The sequence below is a fragment of the Ectothiorhodosinus mongolicus genome, assembly GCF_022406875.1.
GTDB classification, from domain to species: Bacteria; Pseudomonadota; Gammaproteobacteria; order Ectothiorhodospirales; family Ectothiorhodospiraceae; genus Ectothiorhodospira; species Ectothiorhodospira mongolica.
The window spans coordinates 183480-197298 of record NZ_CP023018.1; the positions used below are offsets into that span (position 1 = coordinate 183480).

At 55.1% G+C, this 13819-nt stretch carries 13 protein-coding genes; 6 read left to right on the forward strand and 7 right to left on the reverse strand.

Annotation, left to right across the window (positions count from 1 at the left end; genetic code table 11):
- Nucleotides 1-18: 18 nt before the first annotated feature.
- The 6 genes from CKX93_RS00670 to CKX93_RS00695 are packed head-to-tail and all read left to right on the forward strand — an operon-like array spanning nt 19 to nt 6081.
- Entirely contained in the window at nt 19-993 is a 975-nt protein-coding gene (locus CKX93_RS00670; protein WP_076754350.1) for a Gfo/Idh/MocA family protein, read from the forward strand.
- A complete protein-coding gene (locus tag CKX93_RS00675) occupies nt 990-2087 on the forward strand; it encodes a DegT/DnrJ/EryC1/StrS family aminotransferase (RefSeq protein ID WP_076754352.1) in 1098 nt (365 codons plus the stop codon). Before CKX93_RS00670 ends, CKX93_RS00675 begins: the two co-directional genes overlap by 4 nt.
- A 1-nt stretch (nt 2088) precedes the next feature.
- A complete protein-coding gene (gene lpxB / locus CKX93_RS00680) occupies nt 2089-3267 on the forward strand; it encodes a lipid-A-disaccharide synthase (protein WP_076754353.1) in 1179 nt (392 codons plus the stop codon).
- The gene (locus CKX93_RS00685; protein WP_076754355.1) at nt 3264-5099 is read left to right on the forward strand and encodes a Na/Pi cotransporter family protein; all 1836 of its coding nucleotides are present in this window, start codon (nt 3264-3266) and stop codon (nt 5097-5099) included. Before lpxB ends, CKX93_RS00685 begins: the two co-directional genes overlap by 4 nt.
- Nucleotides 5074-5328, forward strand: a complete 255-nt coding sequence (locus CKX93_RS00690; RefSeq protein WP_076754357.1) for a hypothetical protein — start codon at nt 5074-5076, stop codon at nt 5326-5328. Before CKX93_RS00685 ends, CKX93_RS00690 begins: the two co-directional genes overlap by 26 nt.
- Before the next feature lie 60 nt (nt 5329-5388).
- Nucleotides 5389-6081 carry a PH domain-containing protein gene (locus CKX93_RS00695; protein WP_143339901.1) on the forward strand — a complete coding sequence of 231 codons (693 nt, stop codon included), beginning with the start codon at nt 5389-5391 and terminating at the stop codon, nt 6079-6081.
- Here the strand turns inward: CKX93_RS00695 and lpxA are convergent.
- The 7 genes from lpxA to ispC are packed head-to-tail and all read right to left on the reverse strand — an operon-like array spanning nt 6065 to nt 13778.
- On the reverse strand, nt 6065-6859 hold the full coding sequence (gene lpxA, locus CKX93_RS00700; RefSeq protein WP_076754360.1) for an acyl-ACP--UDP-N-acetylglucosamine O-acyltransferase: 795 nt from the start codon (nt 6857-6859) through the stop codon (nt 6065-6067). The genes CKX93_RS00695 and lpxA overlap by 17 nt on opposite strands.
- Nucleotides 6856-7311, reverse strand: a complete 456-nt coding sequence (gene fabZ / locus CKX93_RS00705; RefSeq protein WP_076754361.1) for a 3-hydroxyacyl-ACP dehydratase FabZ — start codon at nt 7309-7311, stop codon at nt 6856-6858. The genes lpxA and fabZ overlap by 4 nt, the downstream gene beginning before the upstream one ends.
- Before the next feature lie 30 nt (nt 7312-7341).
- Nucleotides 7342-8322 carry a UDP-3-O-(3-hydroxymyristoyl)glucosamine N-acyltransferase gene (gene lpxD, locus CKX93_RS00710; RefSeq protein ID WP_076754363.1) on the reverse strand — a complete coding sequence of 327 codons (981 nt, stop codon included), beginning with the start codon at nt 8320-8322 and terminating at the stop codon, nt 7342-7344.
- Between the two features lie 13 nt (nt 8323-8335).
- Nucleotides 8336-8863 carry an OmpH/Skp family outer membrane protein gene (locus tag CKX93_RS00715; protein ID WP_143339902.1) on the reverse strand — a complete coding sequence of 176 codons (528 nt, stop codon included), beginning with the start codon at nt 8861-8863 and terminating at the stop codon, nt 8336-8338.
- A 39-nt stretch (nt 8864-8902) separates the two neighbouring features.
- A complete protein-coding gene (gene bamA, locus CKX93_RS00720) occupies nt 8903-11158 on the reverse strand; it encodes an outer membrane protein assembly factor BamA (protein ID WP_143339916.1) in 2256 nt (751 codons plus the stop codon).
- Between the two features lie 56 nt (nt 11159-11214).
- Nucleotides 11215-12576 carry an RIP metalloprotease RseP gene (gene rseP, locus CKX93_RS00725; RefSeq protein WP_076754368.1) on the reverse strand — a complete coding sequence of 454 codons (1362 nt, stop codon included), beginning with the start codon at nt 12574-12576 and terminating at the stop codon, nt 11215-11217.
- Nucleotides 12573-13778, reverse strand: coding sequence for a 1-deoxy-D-xylulose-5-phosphate reductoisomerase (gene ispC / locus CKX93_RS00730; protein WP_076754369.1), 1206 nt, complete (start codon nt 13776-13778; stop codon nt 12573-12575). Before ispC ends, rseP begins: the two co-directional genes overlap by 4 nt.
- Nucleotides 13779-13819 lie beyond the last annotated feature (41 nt).

Here is a 13819-nt window from a genome sequence, read left to right on the forward strand (position 1 = left end):
GTGTTGCCGGAGTGGTGTATGAAATCAGTTCCTTGTGCGGTCATTGGCGTGGGCTATCTGGGCCGCTTTCACGCGCAAAAATACGCAGCGATACCGCAAACCGAGCTTATCGGCGTGGTCGATACAGACCCGGAACAGGCGCAGCGGATTGCCGAGGAAACCCAAACGCAAGCCTTCACAGATTATCGAGAACTGCTCGGCAAAGTCGAAGCCGTCAGCATCGTTGTGCCCACCACCCTGCACTTTGAAGTCGCGCGGGACTTTTTAGACAGCGGCGCGCATGTATTGGTGGAAAAACCTATCACCACCACCACCGAAGAAGCCAAACAACTCATTGATTTGGCCAAAACGCGAAATCGGATATTGCAGGTCGGCCATCTCGAGCGGTTTAATCCGGCGTTAATGGCGCTCACCGAAGAGCCCCTAGAGCCCCTGTTTATCGAATCGCATCGCTTAGCACCGTTTAAACCTCGGGCCACCGATGTGAATGTCGTCTTGGATCTGATGATTCATGACATCGACATCATCTTAAACATGTTGCGCTCGCCTATCACCGACATGGCTGTCAGTGGTGCCTGTGTGCTCTCCGAGGCTTTGGACATCGTCAACGCCCGCCTGGCCTTCGCCAATGGCTGCGTCGCCAATGTCACCGCCAGTCGCGTCAGCCAGAAAACCGAACGCAAAATGCGCATCTTCCAAAAACAGGCCTATTTCTCGGTGGATTTTCAAAACCGCGAGCTGGCCATGCACAGCGTCGATCGTGATGCTTCCGCCCAAGATAAGCTACATTTTGACTCCAAAACTCGCGTGTTTGCCGCCGCCGATGCCCTTCTCGCCGAAATCCAGGCCTTTATTGCTGCCATCCAGGGTGAAGCCGAAGTGGTAGTCAGCGGTGAAGATGGCCTGCGCGCTCTTCAGGCTGCGTATGACATCACCCAACACCTACAAGCCAATATCACCCAGCTGGCCAACAGGGAGCCCACAATCCAATGATCCCCATGGTGGACTTAAAAACGCAGTATGAAAGCCTCAAAGAAGACATTGATGCCAGCGTCTTAGACGTGTTGGCGAATACGCAATTTATCTTGGGGCCCAATGTTCAAGCCTTAGAGGCCGAGGTCGCAGCTTATCTAGGCGCGCCTCATGCAGTGACTTGCGCCTCAGGTACCGACGCCTTGCACTTAGCCTTGCGCGCCGCCGGTATCGGCCCGGGCGATGAGGTGATCACCAGCGCTTTTACCTTTATCGCTACCGCCGAAGCCATCGCCTATGTGGGCGCGACACCTGTTTTCGTCGACATCGACCCACGTAGCTTTAATCTGGATCCCGACCTCACCGAGGCGGCAATCACCCCGAAAACGCGTGCCATCATGCCCGTGCACCTGTTCGGCCAGCCCGCCGACATGCCGCGTTTTAGCGCCATGTGCCAAGCTCATGATTTACTGCTCATCGAAGATTGCGCACAATCCTTTGGCGCGCGTATTGGCGAGCAACAAACCGGCAGTATCGGCGACATGGGCTGTTTCAGTTTCTTTCCCAGCAAAAATCTTGGTTGTTATGGTGATGGCGGTCTGGTGACGGCTCGGGATGAGGCCCAAGCAGCGCTCCTGAAAAACTTAAGAAATCACGGTAGCGATGTTCGCTATCATCATGATCGTATAGGTTATAACAGCCGTCTTGATGAGATGCAGGCCGCCATCCTGCGGGTTAAACTAAGGCATATTGATGCCTTTAATGCGGGACGCCGCCGCGCAGCTGGCGACTATCGCCAAGCCCTCAAGGATGTCCCTGATCTGCACATCCCCCATGAGGACGGCATTGGCGAGCATGTCTACCACCAATACACCCTACTCTCGCCGCGACGCGATGACATCATGAAAGCCTTGCAAGCGGCGCAAATCGCCTGCGCTATTTACTACCCCATTCCGCTACATCAACAAAAAGCCTTCACCGACTGGGCAGAGCCGGTGACGCTACCGCACACAGAAGCCGTCGCCGCTCAGTGCTTGTCCCTGCCCATGTACCCCGAGTTGCCCGAAGAAGCAATTGCACAGATTGCCGATGTCATCCGCACCAGCTTGCGCTGAAATGCCACAGGATACTGGCCATATCATGGTGGTGGCCGGCGAATCCTCAGGCGATCTGCACGCAGCCAATATGGTGCGTGCGCTTAAGGCGCTGCGGCCGGGATTACGCTTTAGCGGTATGGGCTGCGAGGCCATGGCTGAGGCGGGCGTGGCGCGCCAAGTCGACGCCAGTCGTTTGGGCGTGGTTGGGCTATGGGAGGTCTTGGCCCAATATCGGCAGATAAAAAAAGCACTCAACACCCTCAAACAAGCCTTGCGCCGTGATCCGCCCGATCTCTTAGTGCTGGTGGATTATGTTGAATTTAATCTGCGTCTGGCCAAGGCCGCCAAAGCTTTGGGTATTCGCGTGTTGTTTTATGTGAGCCCACAGATCTGGGCCTGGCGCTCGGGCCGGGCGCGCAAGATCGGCGCAGTGATTGACGCCATGGCGGTGCTATTCCCCTTTGAGGTCGACATCTACCGTCAACACGGCATCCCCGTGCGTTATGTGGGTAACCCCTTGGTCGATGTGGTGCGGGTTGACGGTGATCATCAGTCATGCTGCCAGTCCTTAGGACTAGACCCTGAGCGACCGATTTTGGGGCTACTCCCCGGGAGTCGCAGCAGCGAACAAAAAAACCACTTACCCATCATGCTAGAGACTGCGGCGCTGCTGCGACAAGCCCTGCCCGAACTGCAAGTGGCAGTGGCCTTGCCGGCAAAACGCCAGCTGTCGGCGTCACTTCAAGAGCAATTGGCGCGGCAACCCGATATTCGGCTGTGCAGCGGACAGACTTATGCGCTGATGGCCGTCAGTCGCGCCTTAATTGTGGCCTCAGGAACCGCCACCCTAGAAGCGGCACTGATGAAAACCCCCATGGCCATTATTTATCGCATCTCACCGCTGAGCTACGCCATTTTGAAGCGCCTGATCCGTATTCCCCACATCGGCCTGGCCAATATCGTCGCAGGTAAACCCGTGGCGCCCGAATACATTCAAGCCGCGGCGACAGCTGAAGCGCTGAGTGCCTGGGCACAACGCATACTCAGTGATGATCGCTATCATCAACACATGGTTGAGGACTTAGATATCGTGCGCGAACGTCTGGGGGCGTCGGGCGGCTCGGAGCGCGTAGCATGCATGGCGCTAGAACTCTTGGATCACGGCCGCTTACTGGAGGAAGAAGCGGCCCCCTCATGATCCGCCGCCACGGTATTTGGGCCGCGCTGCTGATTCTGGCTTGGGGCTTATGGATTAACCCCGATTTAAAAACCATTGCCGGCGGCGTCGCCCTGTTTTTGTTTGGCATGGTCTGCTTGGAGCAAGGCTTTAAAGCCCTAGCCGGCGGTTTGCTTGAGCAGGGCCTGCGGCGCAGCACCGATCGGCTTTGGAAAAGCATCGGCTTTGGCATCGCCACTACCAGCCTGACTCAGTCCAGCACCCTGGTATCGTTAATCACCATCTCCTTTGTCAGCGCCGAGATGATCAAACTCGCTGCCGGCATCGGCATCATCATGGGCGCGAATTTAGGTACCACCACCGGCGCTTGGCTGATTGCGGCTGTGGGCTTACGGGTCGATATGGCGGCTTACGCCCTACCCGCTTTGGTATTTGGCGTTGTGCTGGCTCTGCAAAAGAGCCTGACGCGCCGCGGTTTGGGTTACATCATCCTCGGCATAGGCTTTCTGTTCTTCGGTATCGCCTACATCAAAATAGGCTTTGACACCTTCCAAGATGGGTGGGATTTATCGCAGTACATGATCCCCGGTTTATTAGGCGTACTGATTTTCACCGGTATTGGCATGGCCATGACCGTGGTGATGCAGTCCAGCCATGCCACCTTATTGGTAATCATTGCCGCACTGGCCTCCGGGCAGGTTAGCTATGAAGCGGCTTTGGGCATGGCCATTGGTGCCAATCTCGGCAGCGCTGTCACCACTGCCATCGGTGGCTTGACCGCCAACTTGGCCGGTAAGCGCCTGGCGCTGGCCCATGTGTTATTCAATGTATTCACTGCTGCAGTAGCCATTGCTCTCATTCAACAAATGGTCTGGATGGTGGACTATCTGGCGGGTTTTCTCGGCATTCAAGATGATCTTTTGTTTCAACTGGCCTTATTCCACACCCTGTTTAATGTTTTGGGTGTGTTGATGCTCGCTCCGTTTGTGGGATTAATGGAGCGACTGCTCACCCGCTACGTGCAGTTTGATTCACCCAATCGCGCCAAGCCCCGCTATCTCTACCCCGGCGCCTTGGAAACACCCGCTACTGCAGTCAGCGCGCTCAACAAAGAGGTGAGTCATCTGTACGACAATGCCCATGACTTAATCACCCATGGCGTCAGCCTACGGCGCGCCACCATCGCCTCTAAAGATTCACTGGAGGATGCGGTGCGCAACACGCGCCGCATTATCAGTCTCGATGTCGATGATGAGTATGAATACAAGGTCAAAAGCCTACACAATGCCATCATCGCTTTTATCAGCGAGATCCAGGGTCAAGCGCTCTCGGAAAACGACGGCGCGCGCATCTTTGCCCTGCAGCAGGCCAGCCGGGATATTGTCGAGGCGGTGAAAGCCACCAAGCATCTGCACAAGAATCTCATCCAATACGGCGTCTCATCACAGCCTACAGCGCGTCATGCCTATGATCGAATCCGCCTGCAGATCGCGCAAACCTTGCGTGAGATCGGGGCCCTGAGGGCGCAGGAGAGCGAGACTGTCACACGATTGTCACTCGATGCATTCAAAATCAGCGTGGAAAATTTCGCTAAAACCCTAACGGCACAGATCAATCAAAACGTGCGCATGCGCGCACTATCCCCTGCCGTGGCCACCTCGATTCTGAATGACGAAAAATATGCTGTGGAAATTTGCGTTAATCTACTCGATGCCGCAGCTGCCCTGCTCCAGCCCGAATCCGCCCAAGAGCGTGCCGCTGAAGGCACTCTGGCGCTGGATGAAGAAGATAGGGCGCAAATATCAACAGCCCGGGAGGCGGTCGATCATGGCGACCCAAAATCTACTCGCTAAGCTGACGGATTTTCTGCTCGCTGATGCCTCAGCCCAGCGCAAAGAAATCGAATCCATCAGTAAGGTGCTGAAAAAACTCAAACAAAAAGAAAAAGAGCTCACCCGACAAATGGCCGAATCGGGTGATGAAAGCGAGCGGCAAAATCTGCAAGCGCAGCTGGAGGTCATTGCCGTACAAAGGCGCAAGGGCCGGGAGCGCGTGCGCGAGATTCGCGACCACAAAAACTGACCCGGGCCACCAAGTTCCCCGCTTGCCTGTTCTATACTGGGCAAAAATGGGAGATCAGCTGTGCGCACATCGGCAAGAAAATTCCTGTACGTCTTGGCCGTCTTGATTGTCCTGGTCACCGCGAGCAATTTATTTTTGGGCGTCCACTACTTCGGCGCACTCCTGGGTAATCAGTTTTTACTGGCTGGCATTTTGTTATTGCCCCCGTCGCTTTTTATTTGTTTGTTGGCTATCGCTTCAGCGCGTGCCCCGCTAGCCCAAGAATCGCTGGCCCGCGATGAAACGATTATTGCCGAGGCGCGTATGCACTGGGGGGTTTGGCTAGCACCCCTGTCGCTGCTTGTATTGTGCTTTGCTCTGGTATTTGGGCCGGTCGGATTAAGCGGTCAAGTGATTGCCGCCGTCTTATATCTCTTGGTTTTGCCGGTTTTATTGGTGCGCAGCATCGATATGCATATGAACACCGAGCTGGTGATTACCCAACGCCACCTTTTGAGCATTCATGGCTTATTATTGCGGCGCGTCAAACGCATCAAGCTCGATGACGTGTCAGCAGTCGGATTGGATCAAAATATCCTCGCCCGCATGCTGGGAATGGGCCGTTTAGCCATTGTCTGCAGCAGTGGGAGAATCATCAAACACGGCGGTATTGCCGACCCCAACCGCCTGCGCAGCATTCTCGATCCCACCTTACCTCACCCGCATACCCAGCAGACCAAAGCCAAAGAAAAACCGCTTACTCTATCCCAGTGACCTGTCGACCACTGCGCAAAACGCCGCGCTTGCTGGCTTGAATAAACGCCACGAACTCCTCCACTTCGGGATGTTGCGCCATCAAGGGGGCTAATTGCGCCGCCCCGGCCGATCCTTGACGCTGCCTAACCATGACGCGAAAGGCGTGTTGTAAGGCTTGAATCGCCTCTGCACTGATTCCAGCGCGGCGCAACCCTACTTTGTTGATGCCGATGGCGCGCGCGTAATTCCCTGAAGCCAAACAAAAAGGTGGTAAATCACGATTCAGCGCCGCGCCCATGCTGGTGAAAGCACGTCGCCCAATCAAAGAAAACTGGTGAATCAATGAAAACCCACCCAAAGTGGCATGATCGCCAATTTCGCAATGACCCGCTAATGAGGCCGCATTGGAAAAAATCACCCCATTACCCACCTGGCAGTCATGCGCCACATGCACCTGGGCCATAAATAGCCCATCCGAGCCGATACGGGTCACGCCGCCGCCTTTCTCTGTGCCGCGACTCATGGTGACACCCTCACGAATCACGCAGCGATCGCCCATCTCTAAGCGCGTCTGCTCGCCGCGATAGCTCAGATCCTGGGGATCTTCACCCACCGATGCAAATTGAAAAATCTCGCAGTCAGACCCGATTCGGGTATCAGACCCAATCACCGCATGCGGGCGAATACGCGTGCCACTGCCAATCTCACTGCGCGCGCCAATGATGCTATAGGCACCCACCTGCACATCCGCATGCAGCTGAGCGCTGGGATCGATGATGGCCGTTGGGTGAATCATGCATCGATGTCCTTACCCGCACACATCAAAGTCGCCGTGGTGACGACCTCCCCATCCACGGTGGCCACTGCGGAAAAGCGCCAGATTCCGCGCACCACGCGCAGCAACTCAACTTTGAGATGCAGTTGATCACCTGGCTCCACCTGGCGGCGAAAGCGCGCTTCATCAATGCCCACAAACAGGTAAAGCTGTTGTTTGCTGGTCTCGCCACGATGCTCTTGCGTCTTAAACGCCAAAAGCCCAGTGGCCTGCGCCAGAGCCTCAAGAATCAGCACTCCAGGCATCACCGGCTTTACCGGAAAATGCCCCGGAAAATAGGGTTCGTTAATGGACACATTTTTGATCGCTTCTAAAGACTCGCCCGGGGTACAGGCGGTAACGCGATCCACCATGAGAAACGGAAAACGATGCGGCAGGTAACGCAAAATCTGATGTATATCAAAAGCTTCCAAAGTATTATCCTATAATGATCTAAGCTGCGCTCATCTCTTTACCAATCGTCTCAGAGAGGCCAACTGCTTATTCCACAAGCGCGCTGGTGCGTGCGGAACCCCAGATGAATAAACCCCTTTTTCGGTAATCGTACGGGTCACCAACGTCATAGCGGTGATGGTCACCCCATCGACAATTTGCAAATGCCCCAGTATACCCGCTCCACCGCCAATCGCGCAGTGTCGACCGATGTGTGCACTGCCGGCAATACCCACGCACCCAGCAATCGCTGTATGCGCCCCTATATGCACGTTATGGGCAATGTGCACTTGGTTGTCGATAATCACCCCGTCCTCGATCACTGTGTCCTCGAGAGCACCCCTATCGATGGTGGTATTGGCGCCAATCTCGCAATCATCACCGATCGACACCGAACCGACCTGCGGAATGCGCAACCAGCGCCCGTCCCCGTTTACAAAGCCAAAACCATCGCTGCCGATCACCGCTCCGGGCTGAATCAGATTCCTAGCCCCCAATCGCACGCCATGGCCAAGCACAACCTTGGCTAACAACCGAGAATCGGCGCCAATCTCGCAATCATCACCGATGCTACAACCGGGCCCCAACGTCACCCCCGAGCTGACGCGGACATTTTTCCCAATGACTACCTGGGCCTGAATGCAGGCATTGGGATCTATGGTGGCTGTGGGATCCACCACCGCACTGGGATGGATACCTGGCTCAAGCACGGGTACAGGATGTAATAGGCGAGCCACTTTGGCATAAGCCAGATAGGGATTAGTGACCACTAAGCTAGGCACAGGGCATTGCGCTGCGTGTTCAGCATTGAGTATCACTGCTGATGCCCGCGTCCGCGAAAGGTCGCGCTGATAATGCGCACTCGCCAAAAAACTGATGTCACCCTGACCCGCTTGACTGAGCCGGGCAACCCGCTCAATTTCAACACCCGAGACTTCGCTGCTGAGTGTGGCATCAATCGCTCTGGCGATATCACTCAGACAAAGGCTCATCGTCACGCCAATCTCAGTTGCGCTGTTGCGACTGAGCCCGCAAGGCCTCTAGAACCCGTGGCGTGATATCAATGCGATCATTGGCAAATAACACATTACGCTCGGTCACCACCAAATCCACATCTTCTTGCTGTGCCAATTCGAGAATGACGTTGTGCACTAACCGCTGCAAAGTCGCCAACTCTTCGTTGCGGCGGGCATTCAGATCATCTTGAAAAATATCTTGCGAGCGCCGGAAGTCTCGTGAGCGACCGCGGAAGTCTCGCTCTAGCCGCGCCCGTTGTTCAGCAGCCATCACATCGATATCGCGTTCTAAACGTCGCTGCAGTTCCTGCAAGGCATCACGTTCAGCCACGAGCTCAGCATCGCGCGGCGCAAACTCTCGCTCTAGAGCCTGCATCGCCGCCTCAGCCTGAGGCGATTGCTCCATAATCTGATTGATATTGACGAAGGCAACGCGCACCCCTTGCTGCTGCGCCAACAAGCCCGCAGGTACCAGCATAAATAACAAGGCGATCGCCAATAAATAACGCTTTAACATCAAAGAAAAGAACCCCATGAAGACGTTTGCAACCAGCGGCTAGAAGGAGGCACCGATGTTGAATTGGAAGGACTGGGTGCGATCCTCAGGCTTATCATTTAACGGCTTGGCCAAACTGAAAGTCAACGCACCCACCGGCGATAACCAAGTCATACCCGCGCCCACCGCATAGCGGATCTCTCCCGCATCAAAATCATCATAACTGGCATAGACTTGGCCGGCATCCAAGAACAGACTGACACGCACACTCGGCATATTGTCTAAAAAGGGCGGCGGGAAGATCAGTTCAGCCCCACCGGCAACGCGAAAATTACCGCCAAAGGCATCATTATTGGAGTCTGTCGGCCCCAGACTAAAATCGCGAAAACCGCGCACTGAGCGCGTGCCACCGGCAAAGTATTTTTCGAAAAACGGCAAGTCGCTGGTATTGCCATAGGCGTCGCCATATGCCGCCTCACCATGCAATTTTAAAGTCAGATTCTCGCGCACCGGCAAGAAATACTGATTGCGATAATCCACCCGATAGTACTCCAGATCACTACCCGGCAGTGCCACTTCAAGATTAACCCGTTGCAAATTACCCCGTTCAGCAAACACCGTGCGATCGCGTGTGTCGTGCGTCAAACTGGCATTCAGGGTATACAAATTGAAATCGGGACCATCATTGTCTCTGAGAAAATCCGTGATTTCATTGGGCGTACGGTCCGAGGTCTTAATTCTGACACTCTCGAAACCGGGGGTGATGCGGAACGTATTAAACTCGGTCAGGGGGATGCCATAGGTCACACTCAAGCCAAATCGGTCTGAGGAGTAACGAGAGATATCGGCTTCGGCCGCATCGGTTTCGCGATAGAAAATATCAAAGCCGCGGCTGACCCCATCAATGGTGTAATAGGGATTAAAGAACGAGAAACTATAAATGCGGTTCACACTGCTGTTGTTAAAGGCCACTGACACACGGTTACCGCTACCAAAGAAATTATCTTGAGATAAGCTGGTGTTAAACAGTAGGCCTTGGCTTTGGGAATACCCCAGACCGACCATGAAGCTACCTGACAAGCGCTCGGTAACGCTGATATCTAGGTCCACCTGATCATCGGTTCCCGGCACACGCCGAGTCTCTAAATTCACATTCTCAACATAGGGCAAGCGCTGCAAGCGAACCCGTGAGCGCTCGACATTCGAGGTGGAATACCAACCGCCCTCCATCTGCCGCATTTCCCGGCGAAACACTTCATCTTGCGTGCGGGCATTACCCGTGAAGTTGATGCGTCGCACATAGACGCGCTGACCGGGATCGACAAAAAAGGTCAATGCAACCTCATTGCCCTCTTCGGTGAGTTCAGGGATGGGGTTCACATTCGCAAAGGCATAACCCTCATCCCCCAAACGTCGACTGATGGCATTGGCCGAATTGGTGATCTGACGCCGTGAGAAGACATCACCCGGAGCAATCTCCAATAGAGACCGCAGCTCCTCTTCCGAGACAATTAAGTTCCCAGCGAGATTGATCTCTCTGACCACATATTGCTCACCCTCATCCAAGTTGATCGTGACATAGATATCGCGACGGTCCGGTGTCAACGTGACTTGGGTGGAATCGATATTGAAATTGACATAACCATCATCCAGATAGCGCGAGCGCAAGGTCTCCAAATCTCCAGCCAATTTCTGACGCGAGTACTGATTGCGACGCGAAAACGGGTTGTACCAGCGCTTGCTACCCGATTCCAGGCGACGCGTGAGTTCCCGCTCCGAGAGCACTTCATTGCCGACCACACGCACTTGTTGGATACGCGCTACGCGGCCCTCAGCGATATCAATCACCACGTCGACGCGATTGCGTGCCAGGCTTTCGACCTCAACATCAACTTGCACGTTGTATTTGCCGCGGGCGAAATACTGCTGCAGCAGTTCATTCTCCATGCGCTCCAGGACCGTACGGTTAAACACACGACCGCGTGCCATGCCCACCTGCCGCAATGCATCGAGCAGCTGATCCGTTTTGATATCACGATTACCGCTAATGCGAATCTCGTTAATCGCGGGCCGCTCTTCCATCACAACGATCAGCACATCATCGCGACGACGCAGCGAGACGTCAGAGAAAAACCCAGTGGCAAATAAAGCACGGATAATATCGGCACTTTGCCCGGCGGCAATGCTGTCGCCCACGCTCACTGGCAAGTAGGTCAATACCGTACCTGGAGCAATACGTTGCAAGCCCTCAAGCTCAATATCGGCAACCACAAAATCCCGATCGACCGCCACACTCGGAATGGGAGCCAGGCTCATTACCAGGGCCAGTGCCGAAGCACCCATCAGTCGTTGCATCTTTGAGCGCATGAAGTTCAACCAAAAATCCGTGTGAAATCATTATAGAGTGCCAGAGTCATCAACAGGCCAATCATGACAATCCCGATCCGCTGGCCGATGGCTTCAAGCGCCTCAGATACCGGACTACCCTTAATGACCTCGACCAGATAATAAAGCAAATGCCCCCCATCAAGCATCGGTATGGGCAATAAATTAATGATTCCCAGACTGATACTCACCAATCCGAGAAAGCCCAGAAAAGCTGCCAGGCCCACCGACGCGCTCACCCCAGCATATTCAGCGATGCCCACGGGTCCGGCCAAATTACTCAGGGCCGCCTCACCGGTCAGTAAGCGCCACATCACCCGCAAGGTCAGCACACTCATGTCCCAAGTGCGTTGCATGCCTCGTGAGACAGACTCAAATATGCCGTAACGAACCGTGGTCTGCAGCGCAACCACAGCCGCTTCATCAACATAAGGAAAAGCCCCAATCATGCCAATGCGCTGTCCATTATCGAACCGCTCGTCGGTGCGCAGGCGCGTCTCAAAGACCCGACCTTGGCGTTCAATCTCGAGTTGTATCTCTGCATTGGGACGCTCGCGCACGCTATTCACCCACGCGGTCCAAGTGCCAATTGCCTGTCCATCCACCGCCCTGATGCGATCCCCCGGCATCAAGCCCGCTCGCGCCGCCGCGCCGTCTGGCAATAATTCACCCAAAACCGGCTCAGACCAAGGCTGTAGCGCACTGATACCCAACTTACCCAGCAGCGGACCATCACCCAACAACAAGCGAGAATCGCGGATATTTAAAGTGCGCCAAAACTCCTGACCGGAATCTGTGCGCACGCGCACCTCAATGGGATCGCCATTCATGCCCTGATCAATAAGGTTTAACGCCACCTGCTCCCAAGTTGGTGTGGCCCGGCCGCCCACTTCGATGATCTCATCGCGTGGCTGAAAACCCGCCTCCGCAGCCACCGAAGCCGGCTGCACCTCGCCAATCACCGGCCGCACGCCTTGCATCCCCACCAAAAACATCAGAGAAAACGCGAAGATGGCAAACAGAAAGTTAGCCGCCGGACCCGCCGCGACAATCGCAGCGCGGCGCCCCACCGTTTGTCGATTAAAGGCCCTCGGCAAATCCTCGGCCGCCACGCTCTCATCGCGCTCATCAGCCATCTTCACATAACCGCCTAAGGGGATAGCGGCTAGCGCATATTCGGTTTGATCAGCCCCAGAGCAGCGCTGAAATAAGGGCCGGCCGAAACCCACGGAGAAGCGCAAGACCTTAACGTTGCAGCGGCGCGCCATCCAATAATGCCCATACTCATGCACGGTGATGAGAATGCCAATGGCCAGTAAAAATGCCGCAATGCTCAACAAAAACATCATAAATGTTTCACCCAGGGTTTTTGTTGAATGGCGTCCTGTGCCGCGCACCGCGCATTGGCATCGGCGGCCAACACCGCATCAATTGAATCGGCAGCGTGAATCGCCTCACTGGATAACACCGACTCAATCAAATGGGGAATATCCGTAAACAATATCTGCGTAGTCAAAAATGCCTCCACCGCCACTTCATTAGCGGCATTCAACACAGCCATCGCTGTGCCACCGGTCTTAAATGCCTCATAAGCCAAACGCAGGCACGGAAAACGCTGCAGATCCGGCTGCTCGAAATCCAGGCGCGCCACAGCAAACAAATCCAAGGTCTCTACACCGGCATCAATACGCTCCGGCCAAGCCAGCGCATGGGCAATCGGCGTGCGCATATCCGGATGTCCCATCTGCGCCAGCACCGAGCCATCGGCATAAGCGACCATGGAGTGAATCACACTTTGTGGATGCAACACCACCTCGATCTGATCCGGTGTCGTATTAAATAGCCAGCAGGCCTCGATCAGTTCCAAGCCCTTATTCATCATGGTGGCAGAGTCCACTGAAATCTTACGCCCCATCACCCAATTAGGATGGGCGCAGGCCTGATCCGGAGTCACCGCCTGCAAATCCTGGTGCTGCCAACTGCGAAAGGGCCCTCCCGAAGCGGTCAACAAAATGCGCTTGACACCCACGGAGGCTAGGCCACGCTGAAAATCAGCCGGCATACACTGGAAAATCGCATTGTGCTCGCTATCAATGGGCAGCAGTTGGGCGCCATTTTCACGCACTGCGTCCATAAACAAAGCACCGGACATCACCAGCGCCTCTTTATTCGCCAACAGCACCCGTTTGCCACTCTTGGCTGCCGCCAAGGTCGGCAGCAATCCCGCCCCGCCCACAATGGCCGCCATCACAGCCTCGGTCTGCGGTAAGCTGGCCACGTGACACAGCGCATCAACACCAGCCAAAGCTTGAGTCTGTAAACCGGCCTGCTCAAGCCCCTGCACCAACACATCCAGCAAAGCCTCATCGGCCACCACCGCATACTCAGGGCGATGGACTTGGCATTGTTCCACCAAGCGCTGTACATTGCCATTAGCCGTCAAAGCGATCACCCGATAGCGCTCGGGATGGCGAGCAATCACGTCCAGCGTATTCACGCCAATCGTGCCGGTCGCACCGAGAATAGTGATGCCCTGGGGGGCTACACTCATTGAATCACCTTCGCCTAAGGATAACGGGTTTGCACAAAGCC

Coding starts and splice junctions, on each gene's coding strand:
- CKX93_RS00670 (WP_076754350.1), top strand. CDS start 19: ATGAAATCAGTTCCTTGTGCGGTCATTGGCGTGGGCTATCTGGGCCGC.
- CKX93_RS00675 (WP_076754352.1), top strand. CDS start 990: ATGATCCCCATGGTGGACTTAAAAACGCAGTATGAAAGCCTCAAAGAA.
- lpxB (WP_076754353.1), top strand. CDS start 2,089: ATGCCACAGGATACTGGCCATATCATGGTGGTGGCCGGCGAATCCTCA.
- CKX93_RS00685 (WP_076754355.1), top strand. CDS start 3,264: ATGATCCGCCGCCACGGTATTTGGGCCGCGCTGCTGATTCTGGCTTGG.
- CKX93_RS00690 (WP_076754357.1), top strand. CDS start 5,074: ATGGCGACCCAAAATCTACTCGCTAAGCTGACGGATTTTCTGCTCGCT.
- lpxA (WP_076754360.1), bottom strand. CDS start 6,859: ATGATTCACCCAACGGCCATCATCGATCCCAGCGCTCAGCTGCATGCG.
- lpxD (WP_076754363.1), bottom strand. CDS start 8,322: ATGAGCCTTTGTCTGAGTGATATCGCCAGAGCGATTGATGCCACACTC.
- CKX93_RS00715 (WP_143339902.1), bottom strand. CDS start 8,863: ATGTTAAAGCGTTATTTATTGGCGATCGCCTTGTTATTTATGCTGGTA.
- bamA (WP_143339916.1), bottom strand. CDS start 11,158: ATGAGCCTGGCTCCCATTCCGAGTGTGGCGGTCGATCGGGATTTTGTG.
- rseP (WP_076754368.1), bottom strand. CDS start 12,576: ATGATGTTTTTGTTGAGCATTGCGGCATTTTTACTGGCCATTGGCATT.
- ispC (WP_076754369.1), bottom strand. CDS start 13,778: ATGAGTGTAGCCCCCCAGGGCATCACTATTCTCGGTGCGACCGGCACG.